The organism is Mannheimia sp. ZY171111 (assembly GCF_017750945.1).
Lineage (GTDB): Bacteria > Pseudomonadota > Gammaproteobacteria > Enterobacterales > Pasteurellaceae > Mannheimia > Mannheimia pernigra.
In genome coordinates, this window is record NZ_CP046532.1 from 1,745,295 (window position 1) to 1,763,153 (window position 17,859).

Here is a 17,859-nt window from a genome sequence, read left to right on the forward strand (position 1 = left end):
CATTCTACCTTATTTGGTATGGCTTATCTATATTAGATTAACGTGTGGCAAACAATCCCCAATCTATCATCAGTTCTGTCATAGCGGGCAGTAAGAATTCCAATGACAAGAAGCCAACAATAGAAAGAACGATAGTATAAGGTAGAGCCATATACACCATTTTGCCATAAGATAGCCTAATTAACGGCGCAAAAGAAGAGGTTAATAAAAACAAGAAAGCGGCTTGCCCGTTTGGTGTTGCAACAGAAGGAAGATTTGTGCCTGTATTAATGGCAACTGCAAGTAAATCAAATTGTGCTCGTTCTACAATCCCAGCATTTAATGCTGTTTTAGCCTCGTTAATATAAACGGTACCCACGAATACATTATCTGAAACCATTGAGAGTAATCCGTTGAAAATATAGAATAAGGACAGTTGATCGTGTGGCTCTGCAGATAATACAAATGAAATAATCGGTTCGAATAATTTTAAATCAATAATAACAGCAACGATTGAGAAGAACACTGTCAGCAATGCAGTAAAAGGCATTGACTCCTGAAATGATTTACCTAACGCGTGTTCATCGGTAATACCACAGAATGCAGTACAAATAATAATGATCGTTAAACCAATAATGCCTACATCGGCAAGGTGTAATGCTAAGCCAATAATTAACCAAATACCAGCAATAGCTTGTACAAGCATTTTTAGTTTATCTTGCTTAGTCATTTTTCGCTCTTTTAGTTGATTGTAACGAGCAAGTACAATCCATACTTTACGAGGTAGTTTATCGCCGTAACCGAATAATTTGAATTTTTCAACAATAAAACAGGTGGCAATACCACAAAGTAATACAGGTAAGCTAACAGGTAAAACGCGTAATAAAAATTCTGTAAATCCCCACTCTGCTTGTGATGCAATAATTAAGTTTTGTGGCTCACCCACCATGGTCATAACACCGCCTAACGCAGAACCGACACCAGCGTGCATTAACAGGCTTCTTAAAAAACCACGAAATTGTTCTAAAATCTCTTTGTGAATTAGAATTTTCTCATCATTGGTAATATCGGTTGAGTCATCAAAACTATTACCTGAAGCAACTTTATGATATACCCCATAGAAACCTGTTCCTACGCTGATGATAACAGCAATTACAGTTAGGGCATCAAGGAAAGCAGATAAGAATGCCGCACTTAAACAGAATGCCAGTGAGAGTGTATTTTTAGAGCGGATAACAACCAGCAGTTTAGTAAAAATATAAAGTAGCAGTTGCTTCATAAAATAAATGCCAGCGACCATAAACATGAGAAGTAAAATAACATCAAAATTCGCAATAATTTCATGTTTAATATGTGTAGGGCTAGTCATACCAATAATAACCGCCTCAATTGTAAGTAATCCACCTGGTTGTAAAGGATAACATTTTAATGCCATTGCAAGAGTAAAAATAAATTCAGCAACAAGAAACCAGCCAGCTGCAAAAGGGCTAATAAAGAAATAAACGAGAGGATTAATAATTAAAAATGCAATAATACAGAGTTTGTACCATTCAGGGCTTTTCCCTAAGAAACTTTTAAAAAAAACATCAAAATGACTCATAATAACCTCAAGCTTTGAAAATAATATTGCAATTGTAATCTAGTTTAGATTAAAGGATAATAGGGACAACTGAATTTTTATTTACAATAATTGATCATAAATAAAAACTGTGTTGAAACATATTGAGGAGCTAATGGAAAACACTAGCATTTTAAAAGCCCAAAGCCCAGCAGCTTTAGCAGAAGAATATCTTGTAAAAAGTATTTGGAATAATCATTTTCCAGCAGATTCTGATCTTCCTGCTGAAAGAGAACTAGCAGAACGAATTGGGGTAACAAGAACAACATTACGAGAAGTTTTACAACGCTTAGCTCGTGACGGATGGTTACATATTCAACATGGCAAGCCAACAAGAGTAAATAATATTTGGGAAACTGCTGGTCCAAATATAATCAGTACTATTATTAAGCTGGATAAAAATTATCTGCCTGTTGTCATTTCAAATGTAGTTTCATTACGCACTCGTATGGCAGAAGCCTATATTCCTGAAGCTGTTAAGTTTTCACCACAAGAGTGTGTAAAATTATTTGACGGATTAGAGAATCTAGAAAATACGGCAACTGCGTATGCGGAGTTTGATTATAAATTGTTCAGACAGTTTACTTTTTTAGCGAAAAAACCTGTTTATGCTTTGATTTTAAATAGTTTTAAATCTATGTATCATCAAGTCGCTAAAATTTTTTTTAATGATTCGAGTAATCGCCAATTAACCTTAAATTTTTACCGCTCGCTATTGGCTGCTTGTCTTACGGGAGATAGCCAAAAAGCGAGTATTTGTATGGCAAAAAACCGCCAATCTAGTGGCGAAATTTGGAAAAAATTATCCGTAAATGTTCACGAAACTTTAGGTGAACTTTAATAGAAGGTAACACGTTGAACGAAATTATTTTTAGTTTAGAGCCTCAAGATAATGCACGTTTGCAATCACTTTGCGGTGCATTTGATGGACATTTAGCCTTAATTGAGAAAAGTTTTAACTTGGTTATTTCTCGTCAAGGATTCAACTTTACTATTCAATCGGTAGATGAAAACCGCTATTGTGCAAGTCTGATTCAAAATAGCGTTAAGCTAATCAAACAACTCTACAACGAAACTGCACCAATTAAAGGCAAAATTAAAGAGTTAGATTTAGACGATGTTCATTTAGCGATTCAAGAAAGCCGAATGTTATTACAAAACCAGTGGCAAGCAAGTGCACAAGGTGAAATTGCGATTAAAACCAAACGTGGCGTGATTAAACCGCGAGGCGAACATCAACAAGCCTATCTCCGCAATATTTTAAGCTATGACATTAGTTTTGGTATTGGTCCTGCGGGTACGGGGAAAACATTTTTAGCCGTGGCGGCTGCAGTCGAATCGCTTGAACGCCAAGAAATTCGCCGAATTTTGCTCACTCGTCCAGCGGTTGAAGCGGGGGAAAAGTTAGGCTTTTTGCCTGGTGATTTAGGACAGAAAATTGAACCTTATTTACGTCCTTTATATGATGCTCTTTTTGAAATGCTTGGTTTTGAAAAAGCCCAAAAATTAATGGAGCGTGGAGTAATTGAAATTGCACCTCTGGCATATATGCGTGGACGAACGCTAAACGATGCCTTTATTATTCTAGATGAAAGCCAAAACACGACCACAGAGCAGATGAAAATGTTTTTAACTCGAATTGGTTTTAATTCCAAAGCGGTGATTACAGGCGATGTTACGCAAGTTGATTTGCCTCGTAGCCAAAGATCGGGTTTAAAACACGCAATGGAAGTGCTAAAAGAGGTACCAGAACTGAGCTTTAATTTCTTTGATAGCAAAGACATTGTTCGCCATCCAGTCGTGGCTAAGATTGTTCAAGCTTATGATGTTTGGGAAGCGATTGATGAAGAACGCAGAGAGCAGCACAAACTTGAAAAATTAGCACTTGAGCAAGAAAAAATCTTAGCACAAGCCCAAATATGATAAGTCAAGCGGTCATATTTACAAATTTTTTTGCAAATATGACCGCTTGCTTAATCTTTCAAATAACAAAAAAGCGGGAATTCAATTCCCGCTTTTATTTTTATCTCTGGATTATAAAATCTCTCTCGCCTTTGCAACTACGTTTTCAACGGTAAAGCCGAATAGTTTGAATAATTGATCTGCAGGCGCTGATTCACCAAAGCTATTCATACCTACAATACGCCCTTCAAAACCAACGTATTTATACCAGAAATCTGCTAATTGAGCTTCAATTGCTACACGCTTAGTTACTGAACGTGGTAGTACAGATTCGCGATATGCTTCGTCTTGTTTATCAAATACATTAGTGCTTGGCATTGATACGACGCGAACTTTTACACCTTCGCTGGCTAATACATCAGCGGCTTTCATTGCTAAGTCCACTTCAGAACCTGTTGCAATTAAGATTAAATCTGGGCAAGTGCCTTTTTCACAGCAATCACGCAAAATATAACCACCACGAGCTGCATTCGCTAGTTGCTCAGTTGTACGTTCTTGTTGAGCAAGGTTTTGACGTGTAAAGATTAATGCTGTTGGACCATCTTTACGCTCCACCGCTGCTTTCCAAGCAATCGCTGATTCTACTTGGTCTGCTGGTCTCCACGTTTCTAAGTTTGGAATTTGACGTAGTGATGCTGTTTGTTCTACAGGCTGGTGTGTTGGACCATCTTCTCCTAAACCGATTGAGTCATGAGTGTAAACGAATAAGACACGTTGTTTCATTAATGAGGCCATACGCACTGCGTTGTGAGCGTATTCATAGAACATTAAAAATGTTGCACCGTAAGGAATAAATCCGCCGTGTAAGGCAATGCCGTTCATAATTGCTGACATACCAAACTCACGTACACCGTAGTTGATATAGTTACCATCTACATTGTGTTCCGCACGGATTGGTTTTGAGCCAGACCATAATGTTAAGTTAGAGCTTGCAAGGTCTGCTGAACCACCTAGGAATTCAGGTAACGTTGGTGCGTATGCTTCGATAGCATTTTGAGATGCTTTACGGCTTGCAATGTTCGCTGGATTTGCCTGTAGTTTTTCAATAAACGCTTTGCTTTCTGCTTCCCAATTTGCAGGTAATTCGCCTGCGTAGCGACGTTTAAATTCTGCTGCCAATTCTGGATATGCAGATTCGTAAGCAGCAAATTTTGCATTCCAGTCTTTCTCTGCTAGAGTGCCTTTTGCTTTTGCATCCCACTCTGAATAGATTTCTGCTGGAATTTCAAATGGAGCGTGTTCCCAACCTAAGAATTCACGAGCGGCTGCAATTTCAGCATCGCCTAATGGTGCTCCGTGGCAATCGTGAGACGCTGATTTATTTGGTGAACCATAGCCGATAATTGTTTTACAGATGATTAGGGTTGGGCGTTCTGTTTCTGCTTTTGCATTTTCAATCGCAAATTTGATTTGTTCAGCGTTATGACCATCAACGTTACGAATGACTTGCCAGCCGTAAGACTCAAAGCGCTGAGCTGTATCATCAGTAAACCAACCATCAACGTGACCATCAATAGAAATATTGTTGTCATCATAGAATGCAATTAATTTACCTAAACCTAAGGTGCCTGCTAATGAACAAGCTTCGTGAGAGATCCCTTCCATTAAACAACCATCGCCTAAGAATGCGTAGGTGTAGTGATCGACAATATTATGACCTTCGCGGTTAAACTGTGCAGCAAGCGTTTTTTCCGCAATTGCCATACCTACCGCATTGGTAATACCTTGACCTAAAGGACCCGTAGTAGTTTCAACACCTGGTGCATAACCATATTCAGGGTGACCTGGTGTTTTAGAATGTAGTTGGCGGAACTGTTTTAAATCTTCAATAGAAAGATCATAGCCTGTTAAATGAAGCAAGCTATAAATTAACATTGAACCGTGACCATTTGACAGAACGAAGCGGTCGCGATCTGCCCATTTAGGATTGGTTGGATTATGTTTTAAAAAATCACGCCATAAAACTTCTGCAATATCCGCCATACCCATTGGTGCACCTGGGTGACCTGAGTTAGCTTTTTGCACAGCATCCATACTTAAAAAACGAATTGCATTCGCAAGCACTTTACGTTCTGCCATTGTGTTACTCCTAATTGAGATGTTATATGAGTTATATATGAAAGGGTGTAGATTTGGATTCTACACTATTTTTTATGAAAAATTCAAAAATATCATATTTAAAATATGATTCTTTATGATTTAATTTGATTTAACAGAAAATAGGATTTTATTTGGCTACAGCCTATTTTAGTGGTTGATCTCAACTATAAATTTATCTAAAATACGCACTCTTTTTAGGCGTTGAGTATGTACTCAACATTTTATTAATCACATATGGTACTTATCAGCGGTAGAAATTCTAACAAGATAAGTGGCGATATGGTCTCGTTAGAGGTTCCCCATAATGAAACAAGGTATTCACCCAGAATATAAAGAAATTACTGCAACTTGCTCTTGTGGTAATGTAGTTAAAACCCGCTCAACAGTAGGTAAAGATTTAAACTTAGACGTATGTGGCAACTGCCACCCGTTCTACACTGGTAAACAACGTGTTGTTGATACTGGTGGACGTGTTGAACGCTTTAACAAACGTTTCAGCATTCCAAGTTCAAAATAATTTAATTATTGCAAACCCCGCAAATGCGGGGTTTTGTTTATGCAAAATAGGTATTTTTCGTATGTTAAGTAAAATTGAAAAACTGATTGATGAAATTAATAAAGTTCATCTAGCTTTCTCACAAGATTACTTTGAAACCAGTAAAATTGAGAAAGTAAACCTTAAACATACTCTTTCTAAAGTACCTATTGAGCATATTCTGGCTTATCGACTAAATCTACATGAGTCAATCAATGATTATTTATATCGTGCAGATTTATATGACATATCTTATTTTTATCGTGTAAAAACATCAGAATCTATTGTTTATAAGATAGAGCGTTTTAATCAACGTAGTGAAGGTTATCCTGTAAATAGTATTCTAAATGATATTTTTGGTGCGAGAGTCATTGTTGATACGGAAACCATCGAAAAAATAATGGAAAGTTTAGATGAATGGAAAGAAAAGTATGGTCTAAAAAATTGGTATTTGCGAGATAAAGAAGAGTATATTGGTATTCATATCTATTTTAAAAATGCAAGCAACTTTTACTATCCTTGGGAATTGCAAGTGTGGGATAAAAAAGATGCGGAGAAAAATATTCAAAGCCATAGAAAATATAAGCGTGATTTTGTAAAAAACTAGACCAATTCTAATTACATCAGCAAACCAAGTATTATTGACGACAGTAGTGAGCAGTTCGATAAATTTTAAAACTAAGTAATGATCGTATTGCTATCAAGCTAATTATTTAATGAGACTATCAATGAAAATATTATTTCTACATAAGTGGTTAGTTATGGGAGGAATAGAGCGAATTTTAGTAAATTATCTCTCTATTTTACAGTATGAAGAAGAAATTTATATAGATGTTCTGATTGATTATGATACAGAAAAAAATGTATTCCATCATTTAATACCTAAGAATATTAGTGTCAAATATTTATTTGATGAGCATTATTATTCATATAAAGAGAATTTATATTCTGAAAGAAATATAAGTTGGATAAAAAAACTTAACTATAAACTTCTTAATATAAAGGAAAAGAAAAATAAGAAGAAATGGCTTATGGATCATATTTTAAAAGGAAAATATGATGTTGTGATTAATTTTAGTAACCATTTCGATCCATATATTGATTTTAATAGATTAAGATGCCCTATTATTAGATGGCAACACTTGGCAATAGATAAAATTAGAGACAAAGATATAAACCTGTTGGGAAAATATAGTAAGATTGTTACTATTTGTGAAGATATGAGGCTACAGTTGCTAAATTATGTATCCCCAGACAAGCTAGAAGTATTATTTAACCCGATGGAAACACAGAAGGTTTTGGCACTTTCTAAAGAAAGTGTTCCAAATGAATATGATTGTGGTTATTTGATACAAGTAGCTAGACTAGATAAAATAAAAAGACATTCTGATTTAATTAGCATTTTTCATCAATTAGTTAAGAAAGGTAGAAAAGAGAAATTATTGATTATTGGAGATGGGGCGGAATTAAGAAATCTAAAAAATTTAATTAATGAGCTAGGTTTACAAGAAAATTGTTTTCTACTTGGTGAAATAGAAAACCCATATCCGTATATAAAGAATGCCAAATTATTTCTCCATACCTCTGAAAGAGAGGGGCTGCCGACTGTTTTGCTTGAGAGTATGATCTTAAATACACCTGTCATTGCTATGGATTGCCCTACTGGCCCAAGAGAAATTTTAGATAATGGCAGATGTGGTGAGCTTGTTGAAATGGGAAATCAAGAAAAATTTGTTTCTAAAACATTAGACTTATTAGAATCACCCCAAAAAATGGAACTTTATAAATATAATATGAAAGTTCATATTAAAAAATTCAGTGAAGTTGAAATAAAGAAACAGTTTATTTCACTTATTAAGGGTATAACAGGATTAAACAATGAAAAAATTTAAAATTGCACTACTTATTACTGATATGACACGCATTTTATCTGAAACAGTGAAGAAGGATTAGTATTATGTATAATCATCCTCCTATTTTTATTATTAGCTTAAAAGACTCTACTCGCAGAAAAGAAATTTCAGCACGGTTAAATAGCTTGGAGCTTGACTTTCAGTTCGTTGATGCAGTTTATGGTAAAGAGCTTACTCAAGAGCAGCGAAAACAAATTGATTTTGAATATTATCCCCAAAAATATGCAGCAAAAAAGCCATTAACATTAGGTGAAATAGGCTGTGCATTAAGCCATATAAAAATGTATGAGCATATTGTTGCTAATAACATTCCTGAAGCAATTATTTTGGAAGATGATGCAATTGTTTCTCTTTATTTTAAGCAAATTTTAAAAGATGTATTAAGAAAGGTTCCTGCTCGCAGAGAAATCATTTTCTTTGATCACGGAAAAGCAAAAGTATTTCCGATTATGCGTAATTTAGTAGAGCGTTATCGTTTAGCTAGATATTTAAAGCCCTCAAAAAATTCTAAACGTTCTATTATTAGAACAACAGCTTATTTAATTACGCAAGATGGGGCGAAAAAGTTACTCAAATGTGCTTATCCTGTCAGATTACCATCTGATTTCTTGACTGGGTTACTTCAAATGACTGATATTCACGCTTATGGTGTAGAGCCTGCTTGTGTTTTTGGTGGGCATATCTCAGAAATTGATGAGATTGAGGATAGATATAAATAAATTGGTATTAAGCTCAATGAAGATCTTCAAAAAATTAATGCTTTTTTTATTAGAGAAAAGAAATATTCTTGATGATAAAATATTGTATACTACAGAAATCAATTCTATTCTCATACGTCCACTTGGTTGGGCGATTGGTGATGCTGTAGTTCACACAGCACATATAAAGCAACTAAAAAAACGCTATCCTAATGCAAAAATTGGTGTTGTTGTAGCATCTGCTAATAAAGTAATCTATGAAAATTCTCAGCTGGTTGATAGTTATGTGTATAGAAATTTTTTAGATTACATTCGAAATTATAAAAAATGGGATTTGGTTATTGATTTTGAAAATAACTTCAATTCCTCTTCGTTATTAATGGATAGGATTATTAATCCAAAATATATTGTCATTTTTCGGAAGTATCATAAAAAATATTATAATCTTGAAACTATTCAGAATTATAATTTTCATTATCCGCAAGAGGCTAGTGATAAATTAAGTCATTATTTGTTAAATTCGGGATTTAACGCTAATAATCGTTTATCTATTGAATATAGTGTGCTAAATACTGAGCCAGAATATGATCTAAAAGCATCTCAGATATGGAGGGAGAAAACATTTAGAATACTATTATCTCCTTATGGAAGTAAACGATATATTCCTGTTAGAGAATTAGCAGAATTACTTAATCAATCTGTAACAGACAATATAGAATACATTGATATTATTCTAAGCAATACAGAATTAGCTCAAGAGTATTATCAAAATCTTCAACAATATTGCCCACATCTGAATATTCGATTATCCCCTAAGCAGTCATTGAGTGAATATATCTCTTTAGTGGCGAGTGCAGATTTTGTTATTGCGGTAGATGGTGGTGCTCTACATATTGCGTGTGCTTTTCAAAAGCCGTTATTAAGCTTCTTTGCTAAGAGTATGCCTAATATGGGGGCTTGGGAACCATTATTATTACCTACTACACCTCATTTTAGGGTACTCACAAAAAATGATGTAGGGACAAATTCAAATTTAACAGAAGATTTTGAAATTGCTCAGGCAATTATTTGGTTTAAGAATTATTTAATAGAAAATATAAACTAATATGAAATTAAAAGCTACTCTACAAAAACTCCGTTTATCACTGGGTAAAAAACTGATTGATATAGAGAAATCAAAAGATTCTTCGTTGAGATTACTGAATAAGATTCTTTTCCTTCGTCAAGATGGGAAGATCGGCGACTATATCGTCAGTTCCTTCGTATTTAGAGAACTCAAAAAGTATAATCCTAATCTAAAAATTGGGGTGGTTTGTGATAAAAAGCAAGCCTATTTATTTGAGCAAAATCCCTATATTGATCAATGTTATCGAGTTAAACGGAAAGATATTTTAGATTATATTCAATGTGGAAAAAATCTATGTCAAGAACAATATGATGTGGTGATTGACCCTACAGTTATGCTAAGAAATCGAGATCTATTGTTACTCCGATTGATCAATGCTAAAAGCTATATTGGTTACAAAAAATCTGATTATCAAATTTTTAATATCAGCTTGGAGCAAGAATGTCATTTTTCTGAACTTTATCAACAAGCATTAGAAAAATTGGGCATTGTGGTTGAAAATATGCAATATGATATTCCTTATCATTCAACTGCAAATGCAGAAATTTGTGATTTCTTAGACCAAAAACAACTAAAAGATTATATTGCCATCAACTTTTTTGGTGCTTCAAGCTCTCGTAAAATCAATGATGAAAATATGGGAAAATATATTTCCCATTTGCAAAAAATTGTTCCAAATAGACCGCTTATATTGCTAAGTTATCCTGATGTGTTGGAAAAATTGAAAGCAATTTCAAAACAATTTGACCAAGTTTTTGTGTTTGATACCAAACATATTTTCCACACGATTGAGCTTATTCGTTATGCGGATTGGTTAATTTCACCAGACACTTCAACCGTCCATATCGCTTCAGGCTTAAATAAAAAAATCATTGCATTATATGGAGATGGACAAGAAAACTGGACACATTGGAAGCCTATGAGCAAAGCAGAAACTCATATTCTATTTTATAAAGAAAATATTAATGAAATTTCACCAGAGCAGATTAAACCTGAATGGCTAAATTAAATGGACTTTCAAAGCCTTAAGCTGTTTCTAGACATCGCCCAAAGCCGTAGTTTTATCCGCAGTGCGGATAAAAATTATATGACTGCCTCAACCCTTACTCGCCATATTCAGCGTATGGAAGAAGAGCTGGGGCAGCCTTTGTTTTTGCGGGATAATAGACAGGTTCATTTGACTGAAGCGGGTGAAAAATTCTTAGAATTTGCAAAACAAGGTTGGACAGAGTGGCAACAGCTCCAGCACAAGCTTTCTCCTTTACACGGGGAGTTGGAGGGGGAGCTAAAAGTATTTTGTTCTGTCACTGCTTCTTATAGTCATTTGCCACCTATTTTATCGCATTTTAGGCAAAAGTATCCGAAGGTGGATATTAAGCTAACCACAGGCGATCCAGCACAAGCACTACACGAAGTGCAATCGCTGACTGCCGATATTGCCATTGCAGGCAAGCCAGAATTGCTACCGAATAATATTATCTTTCATTATATTGATGATATCGCACTTTCCATTATTGCTCCTCGTGTTGCTTGCCAAGCTACACAGTTTCTACAACAATCGCCGATTGATTGGAAAAAGATTCCCTTTATTCTTCCAGCGAATGGACCAGTCAGAAAACGTATTGACCGCTGGTTTAAAGAGCAAAAAATTAAAGAGCCGAGAATTTATGCCACCGTAACAGGGCACGAGGCAATATTGCCGATGGTTGCACTTGGTTTTGGTGTGGCGTTGTTGCCTGATGTGGTGATTAAGCATAGCCCAATGAATAATCAAGTGTCTTATCTGAATTTACCCTCGCCTATTACACCTTTTGAACTTGGAGTCTGTGTTCAGCAAAAGCGTCTGCAAGAACCGATTATTCAGGCATTTTGGGCACTTTTGTCTAAAACCACATAATAACAAGCGGTCAGATTTTTATAAAAATTTGCAAAATAGATCAAAAATTAGACCGCTTGTATAAAAAATAAAGGTGCATTTCTGCACCTTTCGTTATTATTGGACGGTTGCTTTCGCGCGTGTTTTTTTCACTTTGATGTCCGTTTTGGATAACAGCTCAATACCCATTGGTGGGTTTTCAAGAGCAATTGCCAGTACTTCATCAATGGTTTCCACTGCGTGAATGCTTAATGCAGCTTTGGCATTTTCTGGGATTTCCTCTAAGTCTTTTTCATTCTCTTTTGGAATAATAACGGTTGTAATGCCCCCTCGATGAGCAGCCAGTAATTTCTCTTTTAATCCGCCGATTGGTAACACTTTACCCCGTAAGCTGATTTCACCCGTCATCGCCACTTCTTTGCGAACAGGATTGCCTGTTAGGCTTGAAATTAGTGCGGTACACATTGCAATACCTGCACTTGGTCCATCTTTCGGTGTTGCTCCATCTGGCACGTGCACGTGAATGTCTCGTTTTTCGTAGAAATCTTCTGCAATGCCTAATTTTTCTGCTCGAGAACGCACAACTACCATTGCTGCTTGAATAGACTCTTTCATTACATCGCCTAGTGAGCCGGTGTAAGAGAATTTGCCTTTACCAGCAACCGAAGCGGTTTCAATGGTAAGTAAATCACCGCCAACTTCGGTCCACGCTAAGCCTGTGACCTCGCCAATGCGGTTTTGATTATCCATTTTGCCGTAATCAAAACGTTTTACCCCTAAATAATCTTCGATATTGTTCTCAGAAATTGTAATTGATTTTAATTTTTTATCTAATACTAAGGCTTTTACGGCTTTACGGCAGATTTTAGCAATTTCACGCTCAAGCCCACGCACGCCTGCTTCACGTGTGTAGTAGCGGATAATGCTTAAAATTGCACTATCTTCAACTGTGAGCTCGCCCTCTTTTAGTCCGTTATTTTCTTGCTGTTTAGCCAATAAGTGATCACGGGCAATGTGCATTTTTTCATCTTCGGTATAGCCTGAAAGACGAATCACTTCCATACGGTCTAGCAACGCTGGCGGAATATTCATTGAGTTTGAAGTTGCTACAAACATTACATCAGATAAATCATAATCTACTTCTAAATAGTGATCGTTAAAGGCTTTATTCTGCTCTGGATCTAGCACTTCAAGTAACGCTGATGCTGGGTCTCCACGCATATCCTGTGCCATTTTGTCTATTTCATCTAATAAGAATAGTGGATTACGCACGCCAACTTTCGCCATTTTCATCATTAGGCTACCTGGCATTGAGCCAATGTAAGTGCGGCGATGTCCTCGAATTTCCGCTTCATCACGCACACCACCTAACGCCATACGCACATATTTACGGCCTGTTGCATTCGCAATAGATTGTCCAAGCGAGGTTTTACCTACGCCTGGCGGGCCAACTAAGCAAAGAATTGGGCCTTTTAATTTATTTAAACGGCTTTGTACCGCAAGATATTCCACAATGCGATCTTTCACTCGTTCTAAACCGTAGTGGTCTTTGTCTAGCACTTCCTGAGCTTGTGCTAAATCTTTTTTTACGGCGGATTTTTTATGCCAAGGCATTTGTAAAATCCAGTCGATATAAGTACGCACAACCGTCGCTTCAGAAGAGTTTTGTGGCATAGCTTTTAGTTTTCTAAATTCACCATCAAGTTTGTCTTTAACTTCTGTGGGTAATTTAGTCGCATCAATTTTCTCTTTGAGCTTATCTAATTCGCTTTGCTCAACGTCATCGCCATTACCCAGCTCTTTTTGAATTGCTTTGATTTGTTCATTGAGATAGTAATCACGTTGGTTTTTCTCCATTTGCTGCTTCACACGGTTACGGATACGGGTTTCAGTTTCAAGCGTGTCCATTTCCGTTGCCATTGCAATTAATAAGGTTTCAAAACGAGCGACCAGATTGAGTTGCTCTAGCAGTTCCTGTTTTTTCTTTACAGGGGAAATTAAGTTAGAGGCTATAGTATCGGCTAAACGGTCTTCATGCGTAATTTTTTGCAGTTTAGGAATAATTTCCGCTGGAATTTTTTTATTGTTTTTAACGTAATTTTCAAATTCGGTCAGAGTTGTTTTGGCAATCGCTTTTAATTCTTCATTATCTTCATCATATTCAGAATAAAGCGGTTGAATGGCTGCCCAAAAACCATTTTCATCATCATAGATTTGTTCGATTTTTGCCCGAGTTTGCCCTTCAACTAACACCTTCACAGTGCCGTCTGGCAAGTTTAACATTTGAATGATATTCGCTGTTATGCCAACCGAGTACATATCATCTTTACTCGGTTCTTCTTTATTCGGATCTTGTTGGGTAACTAAAAACAGTTGTTTATTTGAATCCATCGCCGAGCGTAGGGCTTGAATTGATTTTTCACGACCTACAAATAACGGCATCACCATATAAGGGAAAACCACCACATCACGCAATGGAAGTAGTGGTAATTCAATCGCTTTCTTTTTTCTTGGTGCCATAAATTTGCTCTCTCCTAAAATCTCGTTATCCCATTATGAGGATGAATTTAGGAAAAACAAGGGAAAATTTGATTTATATTAAAAAAACTCAACATACCAAAACAGTAGGTTCTAGCAATTTAATCAATCGTTAAATTCAGCAGAGTTTGCCCTAATTCTTGCTTGACATTAAATGGGAATGCAAGCAGAATTCTCGCAAATTTTAATCTTCAGGGCAGGGTGAAATTCCCGATCGGCGGTAAAGTCCGCGAGCGAAACGAAAAAGGTTTGGCAGGAACTGGTGAAACTCCAGTACCGACAGTATAGTCTGGATGGAAGAAGAGGTTATTATGTGGAAAGCACGGCGCAAGCGGTGGTTTTTCATTCCTTTTTTGCAAGCCTTGAGATCGTGGGATTTCAAGGCTTCGTTACTTTTAGCACAAGTAAAATTTTTATGAAATTTAACCGCTTGTGGTTAAAAGTGATCTATTCATCACGCCCTCCATTTATCAAAATACTATATGAAAGACGCACAATATATGGCTTATGCCATTGAACTTGCCAAGAAAGCAAAAGGCTGGACGAACCCAAATCCTTTAGTGGGTTGTGTGATTGTGAAAGATGGCAAAATTGTTGCTAGTGGCTATCACGAAAAGTATGGTGAGTGGCATGCCGAACGTAATGCGATTTTACGCTCCGAGCAAGATTTAAACGGAACAACAGCTTATATTACCCTTGAGCCTTGCTGCCATCACGGACGAACGCCACCTTGTTCTAATTTATTGATTGAGCGAGGAATTAAAAAGGTGTTTATCGGGTCTCGTGATCCGAATCCTCTTGTTTCAGGTAAAGGCATTGAGCAGTTAAAAGCGGCTGGGATAGAAGTAATTGAAGATTTTATGCGTGCGGAGTGTGATGAGCTAAATCCCATTTTCTTTCACTACATTCAAACTAAACGCCCTTATGTGTTGTTGAAATATGCAATGACGGCAGACGGCAAAATTGCTACCTACACGGGCGAATCAAAATGGATTACGAGCGAACAAGCACGAGCGAAAGTGCAAGAAACTCGCCATCAGTACAGTGCGATTATGGTTGGTGTAGAAACGGTGTTGGCGGATGACCCGATGTTAAATAGCAGAATGCCTAATGCAAAACAACCCGTCAGAATTGTCTGCGATAGTCAGTTAAGAACGCCACTAGATTGCAAATTGGTACAAACCGCCAAAGCATACCGCACAATCATTGCGACAACCAATAATAATGCGGAAGCTCACAACGCATACCAACAATACGGTGTGGAAATTGTGGTAACAAAAGCTGATAACAAGCGGGTAGATTTGCTTAATCTTTTGCAAAAACTAGGCGAAATGCAAATTGATAGCTTGTTGATTGAAGGCGGCTCAAGCTTGAATTTTAGTGCATTAAAAGCAGGTTGTGTAAACCGAGTGCATTGCTATATTGCCCCCAAATTGCTTGGTGGAAGAGATGCTAAAACGCCGATTGGGGGCGAGGGGATTGGCAATTTAGCTCAAGCAGTAAAATTAGAATTGAAATCTACAGAGCAGGTTGGTGAAGATCTTTTATTGGATTATGTGGTTAAGTAGGGAAGAAAAATGTTCACAGGCATTATCGAAGAAGTTGGTCAAATCGTGCAAATTAAAAAACAGGGTGAGTTTGCCGTGGTTGCGGTAAAAGCTAAAAAAGTGCTTACGGATGTGCAATTAGGCGATAGTATTGCGGTAAATGGTATTTGTTTGACGGTCACTTCTTTTACGAAAGAACAATTTACCGCCGATGTGATGTCAGAAACGCTAAAACGCACATCGCTTGGTGAGTTGGGCATCAATAGCCCAGTCAATCTTGAGCGTGCAATGGCGGCAAATAGGCGTTTTGGTGGGCATATTGTATCGGGGCATATTGATGGTATTGGCTCAGTTGTCGAAATTACTCCAGTAGATAATGCTATCTGGTATCGCATCAAAACCGCACCGAAATTAATGCGTTATATTATTGAAAAAGGCTCAATTACTATTGATGGAATTAGTTTAACAGTAGTTGATGTGAATGACGAATCATTTCGTGTATCGATTATTCCGCATACGATTAAAGAAACAAATTTAGGCTCGAAAAAAATCGGTAGCCTTGTGAATTTAGAAAACGATATTGTCGGTAAATATATCGAACAGTTTTTATTGAAAAAAGAACCTGAAAACCCACCGAGTAAACTAACGATTGATTTTCTAAAAAATGCAGGATTTTAAAAGGATAAATAATGTTTAAATTTTCAACTGTAGAAGAAGCTATTCAAGCAATTGCCGCAGGTAAAATTATTTTAGTCAGTGATGATGCAGATAGAGAAAACGAGGGTGATTTTATCTGTGCGGCGGAGTTTGCTACGTCAGAAAATATTAATTTTATGGCGAAATATGGTAAAGGATTGATCTGCACGCCGATTTCTTCAGAGATTGCTGAGAGATTGGATTTTCACCCAATGGTGGTGATAAATAAAGATAATCATCAAACAGCGTTTACAGTTTCTGTCGATCATATTGAAACAGGTACTGGTATTTCGGCTTTTGAGCGTTCTTTAACGTGTATGAAGATGTTAGATGAACATTCAAAAGCAGAAGATTTCCGCCGTCCAGGACACGTTTTCCCTTTAGTGGCAAGAGAGGGCGGCGTATTAGTGCGTAATGGGCACACGGAAGCAACGGTAGATTTAGCTCGCCTTGCAGGCTTAAAACCAGCAGGGCTTTGTTGTGAAATTATGTCAAAAGATGGCTCGATGATGCAAATGCCCGAACTCCAAGCCTTTGCGAAAGAGCATAATATGCCGTTTATTACCATTCAGCAGTTGCAGGAGTATCGTAGAAAACACGATAGTCTAGTTGATGAGGTCTCGGTTGTGAATATGCCGACTAAATATGGTGAATTTAAAGCCCATAGCTTTGTGGAAACTTTATCTGGCAAAGAACACGTCGCTTTAGTAAAAGGTGATATTGGCAATGGCGAAAATGTGTTATGCCGTATTCATTCAGAATGTTTAACAGGCGATGCGTTTGGCTCACAACGTTGCGATTGTGGACAACAATTTGCCGCCGCGATGAATCAAATAGAAGCAGAAGGCAGAGGTATCGTACTTTATTTACGTCAAGAAGGGCGAGGTATTGGCTTAATCAACAAACTGCGTGCTTATGAATTGCAAGACAGAGGAATGGATACGGTGGAGGCCAATCTTGCACTAGGCTTTAAAGATGATGAGCGTGAATACTACATTGCGGCTCAAATGTTTGAAAAACTGGGTGTGAAATCTATTCGTTTATTAACTAATAACCCAGCAAAAATTGAAGGGTTAATTGAGCAGGGCTTAAATGTAGTCGCCCGTGAGCCAATTATGGTTGAACCAAACAAACATGATTTAGAATACCTCAAAGTAAAACAGCATAAAATGCGACATATGTTTAATTTTTAATGAAAATTCTCTGGTACAAGGGTAATTTGCAAACATTTAGTGAAAAATGACCGCTTGTCGCTCTTAATTGAAATATCA

At 36.8% G+C, this 17,859-nt stretch carries 15 protein-coding genes and 1 riboswitch; of the genes, 12 read left to right on the forward strand and 3 right to left on the reverse strand.

Features of this window, described 5'->3' with window-relative positions; all coding sequences use genetic code 11:
• Positions 1-37 precede the first annotated feature (37 nt).
• Positions 38-1,579, reverse strand: a complete 1,542-nt coding sequence (nhaB, locus tag GM698_RS08315; protein WP_209289258.1) for a sodium/proton antiporter NhaB — start codon at positions 1,577-1,579, stop codon at positions 38-40.
• Positions 1,580-1,712: 133 nt separating this feature from the next.
• Between nhaB and fadR the strand changes: the two genes are divergently transcribed.
• Together fadR and GM698_RS08325 are read left to right on the forward strand one after the other, a co-directional pair.
• Complete coding sequence (gene fadR, locus GM698_RS08320; protein ID WP_176808795.1) at positions 1,713-2,438, forward strand: fatty acid metabolism transcriptional regulator FadR; 726 nt, start codon at positions 1,713-1,715, stop codon at positions 2,436-2,438.
• A 14-nt stretch (positions 2,439-2,452) separates the two neighbouring features.
• Complete coding sequence (locus GM698_RS08325) at positions 2,453-3,520, forward strand: PhoH family protein (RefSeq protein ID WP_209289259.1); 1,068 nt, start codon at positions 2,453-2,455, stop codon at positions 3,518-3,520.
• Between the two features lie 111 nt (positions 3,521-3,631).
• On the opposite strand, the gene tkt is transcribed toward GM698_RS08325, so the two are convergent.
• Positions 3,632-5,653 (reverse strand): transketolase, encoded by a 2,022-nt coding sequence (gene tkt / locus GM698_RS08330; RefSeq protein WP_256437778.1) that lies wholly within the window; start codon positions 5,651-5,653, stop codon positions 3,632-3,634.
• A gap of 310 nt (positions 5,654-5,963) precedes the next feature.
• Between tkt and rpmE the strand changes: the two genes are divergently transcribed.
• From rpmE to ilvY, 7 genes are all read left to right on the forward strand, one after another.
• Positions 5,964-6,176, forward strand: a complete 213-nt coding sequence (gene rpmE / locus GM698_RS08335; RefSeq protein WP_006249284.1) for a 50S ribosomal protein L31 — start codon at positions 5,964-5,966, stop codon at positions 6,174-6,176.
• A gap of 61 nt (positions 6,177-6,237) precedes the next feature.
• Complete coding sequence (locus GM698_RS08340; protein ID WP_176808792.1) at positions 6,238-6,801, forward strand: GTP pyrophosphokinase; 564 nt, start codon at positions 6,238-6,240, stop codon at positions 6,799-6,801.
• 121 nt (positions 6,802-6,922) lie between these two features.
• Positions 6,923-8,086: a glycosyltransferase gene (locus GM698_RS08345; protein ID WP_209289261.1), complete on the forward strand. Its 1,164-nt coding sequence runs from the start codon at positions 6,923-6,925 to the stop codon at positions 8,084-8,086.
• A 65-nt stretch (positions 8,087-8,151) separates the two neighbouring features.
• Positions 8,152-8,826, forward strand: a complete 675-nt coding sequence (locus GM698_RS08350; protein ID WP_209289262.1) for a glycosyltransferase family 25 protein — start codon at positions 8,152-8,154, stop codon at positions 8,824-8,826.
• A gap of 16 nt (positions 8,827-8,842) precedes the next feature.
• A complete protein-coding gene (locus GM698_RS08355) occupies positions 8,843-9,910 on the forward strand; it encodes a glycosyltransferase family 9 protein (RefSeq protein WP_209289263.1) in 1,068 nt (355 codons plus the stop codon).
• A 1-nt stretch (position 9,911) separates the two neighbouring features.
• On the forward strand, positions 9,912-10,940 hold the full coding sequence (locus GM698_RS08360; protein WP_176808787.1) for a glycosyltransferase family 9 protein: 1,029 nt from the start codon (positions 9,912-9,914) through the stop codon (positions 10,938-10,940).
• Positions 10,941-11,828: an HTH-type transcriptional activator IlvY gene (ilvY, locus tag GM698_RS08365; RefSeq protein WP_159630711.1), complete on the forward strand. Its 888-nt coding sequence runs from the start codon at positions 10,941-10,943 to the stop codon at positions 11,826-11,828.
• 96 nt (positions 11,829-11,924) lie between these two features.
• Here the strand turns inward: ilvY and lon are convergent, their stop codons facing one another.
• Positions 11,925-14,327 (reverse strand): endopeptidase La, encoded by a 2,403-nt coding sequence (lon, locus tag GM698_RS08370; RefSeq protein WP_209289264.1) that lies wholly within the window; start codon positions 14,325-14,327, stop codon positions 11,925-11,927.
• 201 nt (positions 14,328-14,528) lie between these two features.
• A riboswitch (FMN riboswitch) is annotated at positions 14,529-14,654 on the forward strand.
• A gap of 173 nt (positions 14,655-14,827) precedes the next feature.
• Here lon and ribD point away from each other — a divergent pair.
• The 3 genes from ribD to GM698_RS08385 are packed head-to-tail and all read left to right on the forward strand — an operon-like array spanning position 14,828 to position 17,781.
• Positions 14,828-15,913 carry a bifunctional diaminohydroxyphosphoribosylaminopyrimidine deaminase/5-amino-6-(5-phosphoribosylamino)uracil reductase RibD gene (gene ribD, locus GM698_RS08375; RefSeq protein WP_209289265.1) on the forward strand — a complete coding sequence of 362 codons (1,086 nt, stop codon included), beginning with the start codon at positions 14,828-14,830 and terminating at the stop codon, positions 15,911-15,913.
• Between the two features lie 9 nt (positions 15,914-15,922).
• Positions 15,923-16,570, forward strand: coding sequence for a riboflavin synthase (gene ribE / locus GM698_RS08380; RefSeq protein ID WP_176808784.1), 648 nt, complete (start codon positions 15,923-15,925; stop codon positions 16,568-16,570).
• Positions 16,571-16,581: 11 nt separating this feature from the next.
• Positions 16,582-17,781, forward strand: coding sequence for a bifunctional 3,4-dihydroxy-2-butanone-4-phosphate synthase/GTP cyclohydrolase II (locus GM698_RS08385; protein ID WP_176808783.1), 1,200 nt, complete (start codon positions 16,582-16,584; stop codon positions 17,779-17,781).
• Positions 17,782-17,859: the final 78 nt, after the last annotated feature.

Coding starts and splice junctions, on each gene's coding strand:
- GM698_RS08350 (WP_209289262.1), top strand. CDS start 8,152: ATGTATAATCATCCTCCTATTTTTATTATTAGCTTAAAAGACTCTACT.
- GM698_RS08340 (WP_176808792.1), top strand. CDS start 6,238: ATGTTAAGTAAAATTGAAAAACTGATTGATGAAATTAATAAAGTTCAT.
- lon (WP_209289264.1), bottom strand. CDS start 14,327: ATGGCACCAAGAAAAAAGAAAGCGATTGAATTACCACTACTTCCATTG.
- GM698_RS08385 (WP_176808783.1), top strand. CDS start 16,582: ATGTTTAAATTTTCAACTGTAGAAGAAGCTATTCAAGCAATTGCCGCA.
- GM698_RS08360 (WP_176808787.1), top strand. CDS start 9,912: ATGAAATTAAAAGCTACTCTACAAAAACTCCGTTTATCACTGGGTAAA.
- fadR (WP_176808795.1), top strand. CDS start 1,713: ATGGAAAACACTAGCATTTTAAAAGCCCAAAGCCCAGCAGCTTTAGCA.
- ribD (WP_209289265.1), top strand. CDS start 14,828: ATGAAAGACGCACAATATATGGCTTATGCCATTGAACTTGCCAAGAAA.
- GM698_RS08355 (WP_209289263.1), top strand. CDS start 8,843: ATGAAGATCTTCAAAAAATTAATGCTTTTTTTATTAGAGAAAAGAAAT.
- nhaB (WP_209289258.1), bottom strand. CDS start 1,579: ATGAGTCATTTTGATGTTTTTTTTAAAAGTTTCTTAGGGAAAAGCCCT.
- ilvY (WP_159630711.1), top strand. CDS start 10,941: ATGGACTTTCAAAGCCTTAAGCTGTTTCTAGACATCGCCCAAAGCCGT.
- ribE (WP_176808784.1), top strand. CDS start 15,923: ATGTTCACAGGCATTATCGAAGAAGTTGGTCAAATCGTGCAAATTAAA.
- rpmE (WP_006249284.1), top strand. CDS start 5,964: ATGAAACAAGGTATTCACCCAGAATATAAAGAAATTACTGCAACTTGC.
- GM698_RS08345 (WP_209289261.1), top strand. CDS start 6,923: ATGAAAATATTATTTCTACATAAGTGGTTAGTTATGGGAGGAATAGAG.